The following is a 13,306-nucleotide window of genomic DNA, read 5'->3' as shown; positions in this document are numbered from 1 at the left end:
CAGGCCTCAATGTGACCGGGCCAGCGCGGAGGACTCCCGCTCGATGACCTGGAAGCGCGCCTCGAACTCGCGGGGCGGGACGCCGCCGAGACGTCCCGAGATACGCTCCTGCAGCACCCGCACCGCGGTGTCCGCGATCTCGTCCCTGCCCGGATCGATCGTGGACAGCGTCGGCAGCGAGTACCTGCCCTCGTCCAGGTCGTCGAAGCCGATCACCGCGACGTCGTCGGGGATCCGCAGCCCCGCCTCCTGCAGCACGCGCATCGCACCCAGCGCGAGGGTGTCGTTCATGCCGAACAGCGCATCGAATCCGACGCCGGAGGCGAGCAGTTCCCGCATGGAGGTGGCGCCGTTGGCCCGGTGCCAGAGTGTCGTGTACGCGACGAGGTCAGGATCGAACGGGATGCCTGCCGCGTCGAGAGCCTGCCGGTAGCCGCGCAGGCGCAGCCCGGCCGATCCGATCACCTCGCCCTCGTGGCCGCCGACGACGGCGATACGGCGCCGGCCCCGCGAGATCAGGTGCTCGGTCGCGGCGCGGGCGGAGTCGACGTTGCTCATGGTCACGTGGTCGGTGGGCCCGCCGAAGATCCGCTCCCCGAGCAGCACGAGCGGGAAGTTGACGTTCAGGTGGTCGGCGTCCTCGTTGGACATGCCGAGCGGGCTGAACAGCAGTCCGTCCGTCATCTGCAGCCGCGGACTGGACAGGATCTCGAGCTCGCGGGAGCGGTCGCCCCCGGTCTGCTCGATGAGCACCTTCAGCCCGCGCCGTTCCGCAGCCTTGATGGTCGAGTCGGCCAGTTCCGCGAAATAGCTGAGCGACAGCTCGGGGACGGCGAGCCCGATCACCCCGGTGCGGCCCGAGCGCAGGCTCCGCGCGGAGAGGTTGGGGCTGTAGCCGAGGTCGGCGATGGCGTCCATGACGCGCTGCTTCGTGTCGGCGCGGATGTGCTCGTAGTCGTTGATGACGTTGGAGACGGTCTTGATCGAAACGCCGGCTGCCAGTGCGACGTCCTTCAGTGTGGCCGCCATGCCGCTCCCTCGGGTCCTGTCGTGATGCCCTGCACGTCACGCGTGTGGTGATTCTACAACGTTGTAGGATAGGCGGGCACGCCTCTCGACGTGCCGCTGCGGCCCCGACGCCGGCCGCCGCGACACCGGCCAGACAGGGACCATCATGCTCGAGGAACAGGTACGCGACAGGCTCAACTGGGCGGGCAACTACGAGTACCGGGCCGGGACGATCCTGCACCCCACCTCGCTCGCCGACCTCCAGCGAGCCGTCGCGGGGGCCACCCGCATCCGCGCGCTCGGCTCACGCCACTCCTTCAACGACATCGCGGACAGCCCCGGGACCCTCGTCTGCCTGGACGTACTCGACCCCGGGGTGCACATCGACGAGGACACCCTCACCGTCACGGTGGGCGCAGGCGTGCGCTACGGAGTCCTCGCCGAACACCTGCAGCGACGCGGCTTCGCCCTGCACAACCTGGCCTCCCTCCCCCACATCTCGGTCGGAGGCGCCATCGCCACCGCCACCCACGGTTCCGGGGACGCGAACGGCAACCTCGCCACCGCCGTCGTCGGGCTCGAGCTCGTGACCGCGTCCGGCGACGTCCTGGTCCTGGCCGCAGGCGACGACGACTTCGACGGCGCCGTCGTGGGCCTCGGCGCCCTCGGCGTCGTCCACCGCGTGACCCTGCGCATCGAACCCTCCTTCGACGTGCGCCAGGACGTATTCACGGACGTCCCGTGGGACGCGGTACTAGCGGACTACGACGCCGCCACGTCCGCCGCGTACAGCGTCAGCCTGTTCACGGACTGGGCGGGCGACACCATCGGCCAGGCGTGGCTGAAGAGCCGCGTCGACGGGGCCCGCCCCGTCCCGGATGCGTTCTACGGCGGTTCACCGGCGGACCGTGCCCACCATCCGGTGCCGGGGGTGGCCGCGGACCACTGCACGCAGCAACTCGGCGTCCCCGGACCGTGGTCGGACCGGCTGGCCCACTTCCGCCTCGCATTCACTCCCAGCAACGGGCAGGAGCTGCAGACGGAGTACCTCGTAGGCCGTGAGCACGCCGTCGAGGCGATCCAGGCGGTGCGCGCCCTGGCGCCGAGGATCGCGCCACTGCTGCTGGTCTCGGAGGTGCGCTCCATGGCGGCGGACGAGCTGTGGCTCAGCAGCAACTACCGCCGCGACGGGATCGGCCTCCACTTCACCTGGAAGCCGCTGCAGGACGAGGTCGAAGCACTGCTGCCGGAGCTCGAGGCGGCCCTGCTCCCTTTGGGTGCCCGCCCGCACTGGGGAAAGCTGTTCGCGGCCGACGCCGCCCAGCTGGCCCCGCTCTATCCCCGCTTCGAGGACTTCCGGCGCCTCGCCCGTCGCCTGGATCCCGAGGGCACGTTCCGCAACGCCTTCCTCGACCGCACGGTCTTCGGCGCCTAGGAGGACACCGCCTCAGTGCTTGCGCGCCAGCCACTTCCAGTGCGCGAGGGTGCGCAGGCGGATGAGCAGTGCCCGGGACTGCTCCGGGCCGTACGGCAGGAGCGGGATGGCCTTGGTCATGTCCACCGAGGCCTCGTCCATGGCCACCCGGGTCACCCGGATGGCGCTGCGCATCGTGTTCATCTGCGTGACGACGGCCTCGACGGCCACCGGCTCGCCGTGACCGGGCACGAACACGTCGTAGAGGTCCTCGAGGGCCACCATCTTGCCGAGCGTCCGCACCCAGTCCACGGGGAACGAGTCCTCGAAGACCGGATCCGCGCCTTCCTCCACGAGGTCCCCCGCGAAGAGCACGTTCCCGGCGCCCACCAGCAGGTCGTGGTCGGTGTGACCGCGTCCGAGGTGGAACAGCGTCACGGACTGGCCTCCCAGGTCGAGGTCCACGGGAGTGCCTTCCACGAGCCGGTTGGCGGGGACGATCCGGGTGTGCTCGCCGTCGCCCGCACCCATGGTCGGCTCGACGGAGGCGACCGGCGCCCGCTGGTCCTCGCCGTTCTCGGCCTGGACGGCGCTGCACCGCGCCGTCGCCCAGAACTCCTCGACGCCGTGCGCGGCGAAGTAGTCGTTGCCGAAGAAATGGTCCGCATGGGCATGGGTGTTCACGACGACGAGCGGCAGGCCCGTGACTGCCCGCACCTGCGAGTACACCTCCGCCGCACCGATCGGTCCTGGCCCCGTGTCGATGAGCAGCGCCTGCTCGGAGCCGACGACGAGCCCGATATTCGTCCGGGAACCCGCAGTGCGCAGCACATGGATGCCCGGTCCGAGCTCCCGCCACGGGCCGCTGTTCTCGCTGGGGACGTCGGTGGTCATGGGGTCCTCTCTGACGGCAGGAGCTCCAGTCTAGGTCGGTGGCACGCGACCCGGCTGCACGGCGCGACCGCCGGCCGGTATGTGCCCGGTCCGTGCCCGGCGCCGCGCGTCCGGGGCGTGCCCGGTCCGGTTCCGGCTGTCCGGTCAGGCGGCGCGGCTCAACCGGTCCGGCGCGTGCCGGTCGGCCCGGACCGTCCGGTCAGACGGTGACGGCGGCGGGCGTCCGAGGGGCTCGCTCGGGCATACGGAAGATCGGCAGCGTGACGTTGATCAACGGTCCGATCAGCAGGGCGAAGGCGACCGTGCCGAGGCCGACCGACCCGCCGAGCAGCCAGCCGAGCAGCAGCACGGTCCCCTCGATGGCCGTGCGGACGAGCCAGATCGGCAGCCCGAAGCGGGCATGGAGGCCCGTCATGAGGCCGTCGCGCGGGCCCGGCCCGAGGCGGGCGCCGATGTAGAGGCCGCTGGCCACCGCCAGCAGCACCAGTCCGCCGGTGAACAGCAGGATCCGCCCCCACAGCTGGCTCGGCTCTCCGAGTACTGCGAGGCCGATCTCCGCACTGGGCCCCACGAGCAGGACGTTCAGGACGGTCCCGATGCCCGGGCGCTGTCGGAGCGGGATCCAGAGCAGCAGGACGATCAGGCCGATGATGTTGGTCATGAAGCCGAACGGGATGCCGGTCTGGAGGGAGCCGCCCTGCCCCAGGACGTCCCAGGGCGAGACCCCGAGCGTGGCCCTGATCATCATCGCGAGCGAGAAACCGTAGAGGAAGAGGCCGAGCAGGAGCTGCAGCCCGCGCCGGGCGCCGAGGAACGTCATGGTCCCAGTACAACCGGGAATTGGACTTACATCAAGATGCCAATCGTGCCATGGTGGCTTCATGATGGTTCTTCCCGCCCGCCGCCTCGCGGCCGAACTCGGAGCGTGGCGCACCACGGGCCCAGCCTACGGGGCCCTGGCCGACCGCATCCGGCTGCTCACCCTCGACGGGCGCATCCCCCTGGGGACGCGCCTGCCGGCCGAACGCGAGCTGGCCGTGCAGCTCGGCGTCAGCAGGACCCTCGTGGCGGCCGCCTATGCACGGCTGCGGTCGGCCGGGTACGTGGAGAGCACGCGCGGCTCGGGCAGTGTCGTCGCCATGCCGGGACGGGAGGTACCGGCGCACGACGACGGCGGACCCGGCGTGGTTCTCGACCTCAGCAAGGCGGCACTCCCCGCGGCCCCGCAGGTCGGCGAGGCCGCGGCGAGAGCCGCGCAGGAGCTTCCCGCCTACCTGAACGGCAGCGGCTACGATCCGCTCGGCCTGCCCCGCCTGCGGCAGGCCCTCGCCGACCGGTATGCGGCGCGGGGCGTCCCCACCGAACCCGGGCAGATCATGGTCACCCTCGGAGCACAGCACGCCATCTCCCTCCTGGCACGCGCACTGCTCGGCCGCAGCGACTCGGCCCTCGTCGAGGCGCCGAGCTACCCCCACGCGTACGAGGCCCTGCGCGCCGCAGGCCGACGCCTCCTGCCGGTGGCCGTCGATGCCCGCGACGGCTGGGACGACGACGGCCTCGAGCAGGCGTTCCGGCGGGGGCGCCCGACGCTGGCCTACGTCATGCCGGACTTCCACAACCCCACCGGAGCGGTGATGCCTCCTGCGCAGCGCGACCGGCTGATGACGGCGGCGGCACGGCAGAACACGGTGGTCATCGCGGACGAGACGATGGCGGAGCTGCGGATCGACGCCGATCCCATGCCTCCCCTTGCGGCCTTCGGACCCGCCGTGCTGGTCGGATCGATGGGCAAGACCGTCTGGGGCGGACTGCGTATCGGGTGGATCCGGGCGGAGGAGGACCTCATCCTCCGGCTCGTCCAGTCCCGGTATGCGCAGGACCTCGGGACGCCGATCCTCGAGCAGCTCATCGCCCTCGAGATGCTGGGCACGTACGACGAGCTGCTGCTCCTCCGGTCCAGGCAACTGGCCGAGGGCCGCAGCCACCTCGAGGGGCTCCTTCACGACGCGCTACCTGCGTGGGACGTCCCCCACGTCCCGGGCGGACTGTGCACGTGGGTGAATCTGGGGGCGCCCGTCAGCTCGCAACTGGCCCTCGCTGCCCGGGACCGGGGCCTGCTGCTCGGCGCGGGTCCCCGCTTCGGCATGGACGGGGTGTTCGAGCGGTTCCTCCGCGTCCCCTTCAGCTACCCGCCCGAGGACACCCGCCGGGCGGTGGGCATCCTCTCCTCGGCCTGGCGGTCGCTGGATGCCCGGGCTCCCGTCGAGAACGACTTCGCGCCGGCACTGGTGTAGGTCCGCGCAGCACGGGCCGGGTTGCCGGTCAGGCCCCGCTCCGGGCTCCGAGGTGCTCGGCGAGGTACGGCGCCGTCGCGCTCACCTCGGGCGCGAGCCCCGCGATGTGCGCGGGTGTCCCGGAGGCGACGATCCTGCCGCCGGCAGAACCTCCGCCCGGACCGAGGTCGATCACCCAGTCGGCGGCCGCCACGACCGCCATCGTGTGTTCGACGACGACGACCGTGTTGCCGGCCTCGACCAGTGTCCGCAGCTGCGCGAGCAGCAGCACGACATCCGCGGGATGCAGTCCGGTGGTCGGCTCGTCCAGCAGGTAGAGGGTATGGCCGCGCCGGGCCCGCTGCAGCTCGGTGGCCAGCTTGATGCGCTGGGCCTCTCCCCCGGAGAGCTCCGTGGCCGGCTGCCCCAGCCGCAGATACCCCAGGCCCACCTCCTGCAGCGTGGCGAGCGAGCGGGCCGCGGCCGGAATGTCGCGGAGGGCGGACGCGGCGTCGTCCACGGTCATCCCGAGGACGTCCGCGATGGTGCGGCCGTCCAGCGTGACTCCGAGGGTCTCCTCGTTGTAGCGGGACCCGGCGCAGGCCGGGCAGGGGCCGTAGCTCCCGGGCAGGAACAGGAGTTCGACCGCCACGAAGCCCTCGCCCTGGCAGGTCTCGCAGCGTCCACCCTGCACGTTGAAGGAGAACCGGCCGGCCCCGAAGCCCCGCGACCTCGCGGCGGGCGTCGCGGCGAACGCCTTCCGCACGGCGTCGAACAGTCCCGTGTAGGTCGCGAGGTTGGAGCGCGGTGTCCGCCCGATGGGCTTCTGGTCCACGCTGACCAGGCGGTCGAAGGCTTCCAGTCCGCCGATGCCCGCCACCGTGGAGCCCGTGTCTGCCTCGGGGGCCGTCCCGTCGTCGACCGGTTCGAAATCGGCGGGGGTGTCGTCGCGGACGTGCGCCCCGACCGCTTCGGCGAGGACCTTGCTGACGAGCGTCGACTTCCCCGATCCGGACACGCCCGTCACCGCGGTCAGGACGCCCACGGGAACGGCGGCGTCGAGACCCTGGAGGTTGTGGCGGCGGATGCCCTCGAGGCGCAGCCAGGCCGAGGGTTCCCGGGCGGCGCCGTCCACCGCCGCCGCCGGCGCGGTCCGGGCCAGGAACGGCGCCGTGAGGGAGGCCCGGACGTCCACGAGCCCGCCGGCTGGGCCGCTGTAGATGATTTCTCCCCCGCCCTCCCCGGCGAGCGGGCCGACGTCAACGATCCAGTCCGAGCGTCGGACGACGTCCATGTTGTGTTCGACGACGAACACCGAGTTCCCGGCGTCCTTGAGTGCTGCGAGGACGGCGAGGAGCGGCTCGACGTCGGCGGGGTGCAGTCCGGCGGACGGCTCGTCGAGCACGTAGACGACGCCGAACAGACCGGACCGGAGCTGCGTGGCGATGCGCAGTCGCTGCATCTCGCCGGGCGAGAGCGTGGGGGTGGCGCGGCTCAGGCTCAGGTAGCCCAGCCCGAGGTCCACGAGGACCCGGAGGCGCTGGACGAGGTCGCGACTGATGGTGACGGACACTTCCGTGCCCTCCCCCGAGGTCCACGACCCGTGCGCTGCGACCGCGTGCTCCAGCGTGGCCGCCGGCTCGAGGTGCGCGGCGAGGTCCGCCAGGGGCAGGGCGTTCGCCTCCGCGATCGACAGTCCGGCGAAGGTCACCGCGAGCGCCTCGGGACGCAGTCCGCTCCCGCCGCACACCCCGCACGGGCCGGACTCCATGAAGGGCAGCACGCGATCGCGCATCTGCTGGCTCTTCGAGTCGCGGAGGGTGTGCATGACGTAGCTCTTCGCACTCCAGAAACGGCCCTTGTACGGCTTGGCCACGCGGTCCCGCTGGGGCGTGACCTCGACGACGGGCTGCTCCTCGGTGAACAGCAGCCAGTCCCGCGCCTGCTGCGGCAGCTCCCGCCAGGGGACGTCGATGTCGTGGCCGAGCTCGCCGACGACGTCGCGGAGGTTCTTGCCCTGCCAGGCGCCCGGCCACGCGGCGATCGCACCCTCGCGGATGGTCAGGGAGGGGTCGGGGACGAGTGTGTCCTCGGTGACGTCCCGTGCGATGCCCAGCCCGTGGCACCGCGGACACGCTCCGCCGGCGGTGTTGGGCGAGAAGGCATCGGATTCCAGGCGTTCGACGGCGTCCGCCGGGTAGGTGCCCGCACGCGAGTAGAGCATCCGCAGCGAGTTGGAGAGGGTGGTGAGCGTCCCGACGGTCGAGCGCACGCTCGGCGTGCCGCGCCGCTGCTGGAGCGCGACGGCGGGAGGGAGCCCGGTGATCGAGCCGACGTGCGGGGAGTGCCCCTGCTGGATGAGCCTCCGCGCGTAGGGGGCGACCGATTCCAGGTAGCGGCGCTGCGCCTCGGCGTAGATCGTGCCGAACGCCAGCGAGGACTTGCCCGACCCCGAGACCCCGGTGAAGGCGACGACGGCGTCGCGCGGGACATCGACGTCGACGCCCCGCAGGTTGTTCTCGCCGGCGCCGCGGACGCTGACGAAGCCGTCCCGGACGATGGCGGACGGGGCGACGGCGGAGGGGGCAGGGGCGTTGTTCGGCGACTCGATCACCACCCCAACCCTACGGTTCTCCCGGAGGCGCAGGGGACCGGATTGCCCGGGCCGTGGTCGTGCTACCGGCCATGGCCCTACGAACGGGGCGGGACCGGAGACGCCTAGGACCTTTCGGGTCCCTCCAGCTCGTGCGGCTGCTCCCGCTCGTCCGGTTCTGCGGCCGCGGGCTGTGCCGGCAGGTGCTTCCGCACCGCATAGTGGTGCCCGAGGGAGTCCGTGTGGATCTCCATGGAGAGCAGGGCGCTGTCGGACAGATCCTCGGCGGCGTCGTGGCGGTGCACGACCGGCGTGCCCCCGTCACTGCGAGCCGCCGGGCCGAGGAAGGTCCGCGCGGCGTTGTCGAGCCCGTCGAAGAAGGACCGGTGGGCGTGCGCCTCCGGGTGCGGCGGTTCCTGGACGGGCCCACCCGGAGCGGTCGGCGCGAGCGGGGACGGTCGGGCGGACTGCTGGTCGTGCTTCCTGTGATTCCGGCGGATTTTCATCATGCACCTGATTCATCGTGGGACCCTCAGTCTACTCCGCCGGGTCCTCGGAGACCCCGGCGGACTGCTCCCACGCCTACAGGTCGGCGAGCATCCCGCCCGGGTTCTCCATCGCGTCCGCGACGAACCGCAGGAAGCCTCCCGCGGTTCCGCCGTCGCACACGCGGTGGTCGAAGGCGAGCGTCAGCTCGGTCACCTTGCGCACCGCGAGCCCGCCGTCCACGACCCACGGGCGGTCGATGATCCGGCCCATCCCGAGGATCGCCGATTCCGGGTAGTTGATGATGGCCGCGCTGCCGTCCACGCCGAACACCCCGTAGTTGTTCAGGGTGAAGGTGCCGGAGGACAGGTCCGACGGCGTGGCCCTGCCCTCACGTGCCAGGGCGGCGAGGCGGCGGATCTCGGTGTCGAGCCCGCGGGCGGACAGGGTGTCGGCCCGTCGGATGCCCGGCACCACGAGGCCGCGGTCCGTCTGTGCTGCGATCCCGAGGTTCACGCCGTCGACCCGCACGATCTCCTGGGCGCCGTCGTCACCCGTCGCGATCCGGCTGTTCAGCTCCGGGTAGCGGGCCAGACCCGCCACGACGAACCGCGCCACGAAGGCCAGCAGGCCGGGCACCGCGTCCGGCGTCCTGCGCTTCATCTCCGCCCGCAGTTCCACGAGGGCGGTGGCGTCGACGTCCACCCAGACCGTGGCCTCGGGGATCTCGCGTCGGCTGCGGGTCATCGCATCGGCGATCGTCCGCCGGACTCCCCTCAGGGGGGTGCGTTCGAGGACCGTGAGACCGGACCGCGGATCGAGCGGAGCGTCCGCCGCTCCCGTGGCGGCCGGCATGTCGCGGGTCACGGGGGAGGCACCGGGGACGGCGTCGGCAGGGACGGCGCCCTCAGGGACATCAGGGCCGGACGACGCCAGAGCCGCGATCGCCTGCTCCACGTCGCGACGGAGGATCAGCCCCTTCTCCCCCGACCCGCGGAGGTCGGCGAGCCGCACGCCGTTGTCGCGCGCGAGCTTCCGGACCAGGGGCGAGACACACAGCGGGGCCGTGCCGGCGTCGGACGCTGCCGTGCCGGTGGCCGCGGGCGACGGCGTCGTCTGAGCGGCGGGGGCCGCGGCCGCCGTAGCAGCCGAGGACGCAGCGGACGCCGGTGCCGACGTAGCGGCTCCCGCCGTCGTGCCCTTGCGCGGCCGGGTGCGGCCACCGGTGAGACCACCCGGAGTGCCGTAGCCGATCAGCACGTTCCCCGAGCCGCCGTCGGCCGCCGCGGCGTCGTCCCCGGTGGCGGCAGCAGGGACACCGGTCTCCTCGCGGAGCTCCGCCGCGGCGGCTTCGACACCTGCAGTGGCGACTGCCGGTGAGGTGGCCGCAGGTCCGCCGCCGTCGGGCCGGACGGAGAGGAACGGCGCACCGACGTCGAGCACTTCACCGGGCCTGCCGTGCAGCACGGCGACGGTCCCCGCGAAGGGCGAGGGGACCTCGACGACCGACTTGGCGGTCTCGACCTCCGCGATGGGCTGGTCGACGGCCACGGGGTCGCCCTCGGCGACGAGCCAGGACACCAGCTCGGCCTCGGTCAGGCCCTCTCCGAGGTCGGGGAGGGCGAACACCTGGAGCCCGGAATCGACGGCGGGTGCACTCATGTCAGTCCTCCCACTGCAGGTCGTCCACGGCGTCGAGGATGCGGTCGACGCTCGGCAGGTAGAAATGTTCGAGCTTCGGCGAGGGATACGGGATGTCGAACCCGGTCACGCGGAGCACGGGGGCGGCGAGGGAATGGAAGCAGCGCTCCTGCACCCGGGCCACGATCTCCGACGCCACCGACACGAAGCCCGGAGCCTCCGCGACGACGACGGCGCGGCCGGTCCGTCGGACGCTGGCGCAGACGGTCTCGTCGTCGAACGGCACGATGGAGCGGAGGTCGATGACCTCGATGGACCGGCCCTCCTCGGCGGCCGCAGCGGCCGCGGCGAGCGCCGTCGGCACGGACGGGCCGTAGCTGATGAGGGTCGCATCGGTCCCGGGGCGGGCGACGACCGCCTTGCCGATGCGTCGGGGCGCCTGGCCGGCCTCGAAGGTCCTGCGCAGCTCGGCGAGGTCCACCTCCTCCTTGGACCAGTACAGCTTCTTCGGTTCCAGGAACACCACGGGGTCCGGGGACGCGATCGCCTCGCGCAGCATGAAGTAGGCGTCGCGGACGGTCGCGGGGGCCAGGACCGTGAGTCCGGGGGTGTGCGCGTAGTAGGCCTCCGAGGAATCACAGTGGTGCTCCACGCCGCCGATCCCGCCGGCGTACGGGATCCGGATGACGAGGGGCAGGCGGACCCTGCCCTTCGTACGGTTCGGCATCTTCGCGACGTGGCTGACCACCTGCTCGAAGGCCGGATAGGCGAAGGCGTCGAACTGCATCTCGACGACGGGCCTCATGCCGTTCATCGCCATGCCGATGGCCATGCCCATGATGCCGGCCTCCGCGAGGGGGGTGTCGAAGCAGCGCTCCTCGCCGAAGCGGGCCGTCAGGCCGTCCGTGATGCGGAAGACGCCGCCGAGCGGTCCCACGTCCTCGCCGAACATCAATACGGAGGCATCGGCCGCCATCGAGTCCGCGAGCGCGGCATTGAGGGCCCTGGCGAAGGTGGACGTCACGCGTCCCCCCGGCACGGCGCCGGTCCGGTCCGCCACGCCCCCGGTGGGTGCCTCCGTGGTCTGCGTCATGGTCGGTCCGCCTTCGTGTCTGACGTGGGGGTTCCTGTGCCGGCGGCGTCGCGCGCCAGTTCCTCGCGCAGCTGCTCTGCCTGCTCGCGCAGCTGCGTCGTCTTCTCCGTGTACACGTACTCGAACAGTTCCGCAGGGTTCACTGTGACCTCCGTGTTGAGTCCCTTCCGGATGGCGGCGGCGATCGCGTCCGCCTCGTCGGCCAGGGCCCGCTCCAACTCGACCGTCAGCAGGTCCAGCGCGCGCAGGTAGGTGCGCAGGCGGGTGATCGGATCCTTCGGCACCCAGCGCTCGACGTCGTCGGCGGAACGGTAGCGCGTCGCGTCGTCCGCGTTGGTGTGCGCCTGCATCCGGTAGGTGTGTGCTTCGACGAGGGTGGGGCCGCCACCGTCGCGCGCCCGGTCCACGGCGCTTCCGAGCACGGCGAGGAGCGCGGCGAGGTCGTTGCCGTCCACGCGCTCACCGGGCATGCCGTACCCGATGGCCTTGTGGGCGAGGGACGGTGCGACGCTCTGGCTCCTGAGCGGCACCGAGATCGCGAACTCGTTGTTCTGGACGAAGAACACGACGGGGACGTGGAACACGGCAGCGAAGTTCAGGGCCTCGTGGAAGTCGCCCTCGCTGGTCGCGCCGTCACCGCACATGGCGAGGACGACGGTCGACTCGCCGCGCAGCTTGGCGGCATGGGCCACGCCGACGGCGTGGAGGAGTTGCGTGGCCAGCGGCGTGGCCTGGGTGGCGACGCGGTGCTCGTGCGGGTCGTAGCCGCCGTGCCAGTCGCCGCGGAGCAGCGTGAGGACCTGGAGCGGGTCGACGCCGCGCGTGATGACGGCGACCGTGTCCCGATAGGTCGGGAAGAGCCAGTCCTCGGCACCGAGGACCACGGCGGCGGCGACCTGGCAGGCCTCCTGGCCGTGGGAGGAGGGGTAGACGGCCATCCGGCCCTGGCGGACGAGGGCGTTGGCCTGGTCGTTGATGCGGCGGCCGGCGATGAGGCGGCCGTAGGCGTCGAGCAGCCGCTCCCCGTCGGGGAGCGGGTAACGCTCGTCGGTGTGGTGATGACCGTCCGGGTCCACCAGCTGCACGGGCTCCACCGACGGGAGCAGGGCGCTGTCCGGCGTCGTGCCTCCGTCGCGCGCTCCGCCCCCGGATGCACCGCCCAGCATGCCGTTGCGGCCCTCATTCGTTGCCGTACTCATTCCGCCTCCATCATCAGCCGCCGCAGCGGCCTTCCATTCTCGGCGCGGAGCGGTAGCTCCGGCACTGGATGCTGTGTGAGACCAGTATGGCCAGCCGGCATCTTTTGTATCCACGAAGTCGGCGAAGTGTGGATATTCGTTCAACGAGCGCGGTATTCTTTGGACGAATCGGCAGTGTGAGCTGGATTACGCGAAGGAGCGTGGACACGTGGTGGACGGAGTGCTCGACGACGTCGATCGGAAGATCCTCGCCGAACTCACGCGGGACGGGCGCCAGTCCGTGACCTCGGTGGCCGAGCGTGTGCACATCTCGCGGGCACACGCCTACTCCCGCATCGCGAAGCTGACCGAGGACGGCGTGCTGACGCGGTTCACGGCGATCATCGACCCGGCCAAGGCCGGCCTCCGGTCCTCCGCCTACGTGACCCTCAAGGTGCGGCAGCACTCCTGGCGCGAGCTCCGCGACAGGCTGCGCAGCGTCCCGGAGATCCACCACATCGCACTGGTCGGCGGGGACTTCGACGTCATCCTCCTGGTGCGGGCGGAGGACAACGTGGGGCTGCGACGGGTCATCTTCGACCAGCTGCAGTCGATGCCGGGCGTCCTCGACACCCAGACGTTCCTCGTCTTCGAGGATCTGGACACGCGCTGACCCGCCGTGGAGCATGGTCATCACCCGGTGACCGTGCACTGCACAAGGAGATC

General features: G+C 71.7%; 11 protein-coding genes. 3 read left to right on the top strand and 8 right to left on the bottom strand.

Annotation, left to right across the window (positions count from 1 at the left end; genetic code table 11):
• Positions 1 to 6: 6 nt before the first annotated feature.
• Positions 7 to 1,029, bottom strand: coding sequence for a LacI family DNA-binding transcriptional regulator (locus tag AC4D2E_RS00975; protein ID WP_490951412.1), 1,023 nt, complete (start codon positions 1,027 to 1,029; stop codon positions 7 to 9).
• A 145-nt stretch (positions 1,030 to 1,174) separates the two neighbouring features.
• On the opposite strand from AC4D2E_RS00975, the gene AC4D2E_RS00970 reads away from it, so the two are divergent.
• Positions 1,175 to 2,443, top strand: a complete 1,269-nt coding sequence (locus AC4D2E_RS00970) for an FAD-binding protein (protein ID WP_104168093.1) — start codon at positions 1,175 to 1,177, stop codon at positions 2,441 to 2,443.
• Positions 2,444 to 2,455: 12 nt separating this feature from the next.
• Here AC4D2E_RS00970 and AC4D2E_RS00965 read toward each other — a convergent pair whose 3' ends face one another.
• On the bottom strand, positions 2,456 to 3,316 hold the full coding sequence (locus AC4D2E_RS00965; RefSeq protein ID WP_490951411.1) for an MBL fold metallo-hydrolase: 861 nt from the start codon (positions 3,314 to 3,316) through the stop codon (positions 2,456 to 2,458).
• Between the two features lie 199 nt (positions 3,317 to 3,515).
• On the bottom strand, positions 3,516 to 4,136 hold the full coding sequence (yczE, locus tag AC4D2E_RS00960; RefSeq protein ID WP_104168091.1) for a membrane protein YczE: 621 nt from the start codon (positions 4,134 to 4,136) through the stop codon (positions 3,516 to 3,518).
• 61 nt (positions 4,137 to 4,197) lie between these two features.
• Here yczE and yczR point away from each other — a divergent pair, with 61 nt between their 5' ends.
• Positions 4,198 to 5,610 (top strand): MocR-like transcription factor YczR, encoded by a 1,413-nt coding sequence (gene yczR, locus AC4D2E_RS00955; RefSeq protein WP_490910025.1) that lies wholly within the window; start codon positions 4,198 to 4,200, stop codon positions 5,608 to 5,610.
• A 28-nt stretch (positions 5,611 to 5,638) separates the two neighbouring features.
• Here yczR and AC4D2E_RS00950 read toward each other — a convergent pair whose 3' ends face one another.
• The 5 genes from AC4D2E_RS00950 to pdhA all read right to left on the bottom strand — a co-directional run bounded on the left by AC4D2E_RS00950 (position 5,639) and on the right by pdhA (position 12,568).
• Positions 5,639 to 8,200 (bottom strand): excinuclease ABC subunit UvrA, encoded by a 2,562-nt coding sequence (locus tag AC4D2E_RS00950; protein ID WP_490952305.1) that lies wholly within the window; start codon positions 8,198 to 8,200, stop codon positions 5,639 to 5,641.
• A gap of 107 nt (positions 8,201 to 8,307) precedes the next feature.
• Positions 8,308 to 8,691, bottom strand: a complete 384-nt coding sequence (locus AC4D2E_RS00945; RefSeq protein ID WP_490951410.1) for a hypothetical protein — start codon at positions 8,689 to 8,691, stop codon at positions 8,308 to 8,310.
• A 73-nt stretch (positions 8,692 to 8,764) separates the two neighbouring features.
• Positions 8,765 to 10,330, bottom strand: a complete 1,566-nt coding sequence (locus AC4D2E_RS00940; protein WP_490951409.1) for a dihydrolipoamide acetyltransferase family protein — start codon at positions 10,328 to 10,330, stop codon at positions 8,765 to 8,767.
• A 1-nt stretch (position 10,331) separates the two neighbouring features.
• Positions 10,332 to 11,402, bottom strand: coding sequence for an alpha-ketoacid dehydrogenase subunit beta (locus AC4D2E_RS00935; protein WP_490951408.1), 1,071 nt, complete (start codon positions 11,400 to 11,402; stop codon positions 10,332 to 10,334).
• On the bottom strand, positions 11,399 to 12,568 hold the full coding sequence (pdhA, locus tag AC4D2E_RS00930) for a pyruvate dehydrogenase (acetyl-transferring) E1 component subunit alpha (RefSeq protein ID WP_490952304.1): 1,170 nt from the start codon (positions 12,566 to 12,568) through the stop codon (positions 11,399 to 11,401). Before pdhA ends, AC4D2E_RS00935 begins: the two co-directional genes overlap by 4 nt.
• 241 nt (positions 12,569 to 12,809) lie before the next feature.
• Here pdhA and AC4D2E_RS00925 point away from each other — a divergent pair, with 241 nt between their 5' ends.
• Positions 12,810 to 13,253, top strand: a complete 444-nt coding sequence (locus tag AC4D2E_RS00925) for an Lrp/AsnC family transcriptional regulator (RefSeq protein WP_043441957.1) — start codon at positions 12,810 to 12,812, stop codon at positions 13,251 to 13,253.
• The last annotated feature ends 53 nt before the right edge of the window (positions 13,254 to 13,306 follow it).

This window comes from Arthrobacter sp. TJ-265, from assembly GCF_058269135.1.
Note: the sequence above shows the minus strand (reverse complement) of the source record. Positions and strands in the feature narration are given on the sequence as shown.

Excerpts from the sequence above, each read along its gene's own strand:
- AC4D2E_RS00975 (WP_490951412.1), bottom strand. The coding sequence starts at position 1,029 with ATGGCGGCCACACTGAAGGACGTCGCACTGGCAGCCGGCGTTTCGATC.
- AC4D2E_RS00970 (WP_104168093.1), top strand. The coding sequence starts at position 1,175 with ATGCTCGAGGAACAGGTACGCGACAGGCTCAACTGGGCGGGCAACTAC.
- AC4D2E_RS00965 (WP_490951411.1), bottom strand. The coding sequence starts at position 3,316 with ATGACCACCGACGTCCCCAGCGAGAACAGCGGCCCGTGGCGGGAGCTC.
- yczE (WP_104168091.1), bottom strand. The coding sequence starts at position 4,136 with ATGACGTTCCTCGGCGCCCGGCGCGGGCTGCAGCTCCTGCTCGGCCTC.
- yczR (WP_490910025.1), top strand. The coding sequence starts at position 4,198 with ATGATGGTTCTTCCCGCCCGCCGCCTCGCGGCCGAACTCGGAGCGTGG.
- AC4D2E_RS00945 (WP_490951410.1), bottom strand. The coding sequence starts at position 8,691 with ATGATGAAAATCCGCCGGAATCACAGGAAGCACGACCAGCAGTCCGCC.
- AC4D2E_RS00940 (WP_490951409.1), bottom strand. The coding sequence starts at position 10,330 with ATGAGTGCACCCGCCGTCGATTCCGGGCTCCAGGTGTTCGCCCTCCCC.
- AC4D2E_RS00935 (WP_490951408.1), bottom strand. The coding sequence starts at position 11,402 with ATGACGCAGACCACGGAGGCACCCACCGGGGGCGTGGCGGACCGGACC.
- pdhA (WP_490952304.1), bottom strand. The coding sequence starts at position 12,568 with ATGCTGGGCGGTGCATCCGGGGGCGGAGCGCGCGACGGAGGCACGACG.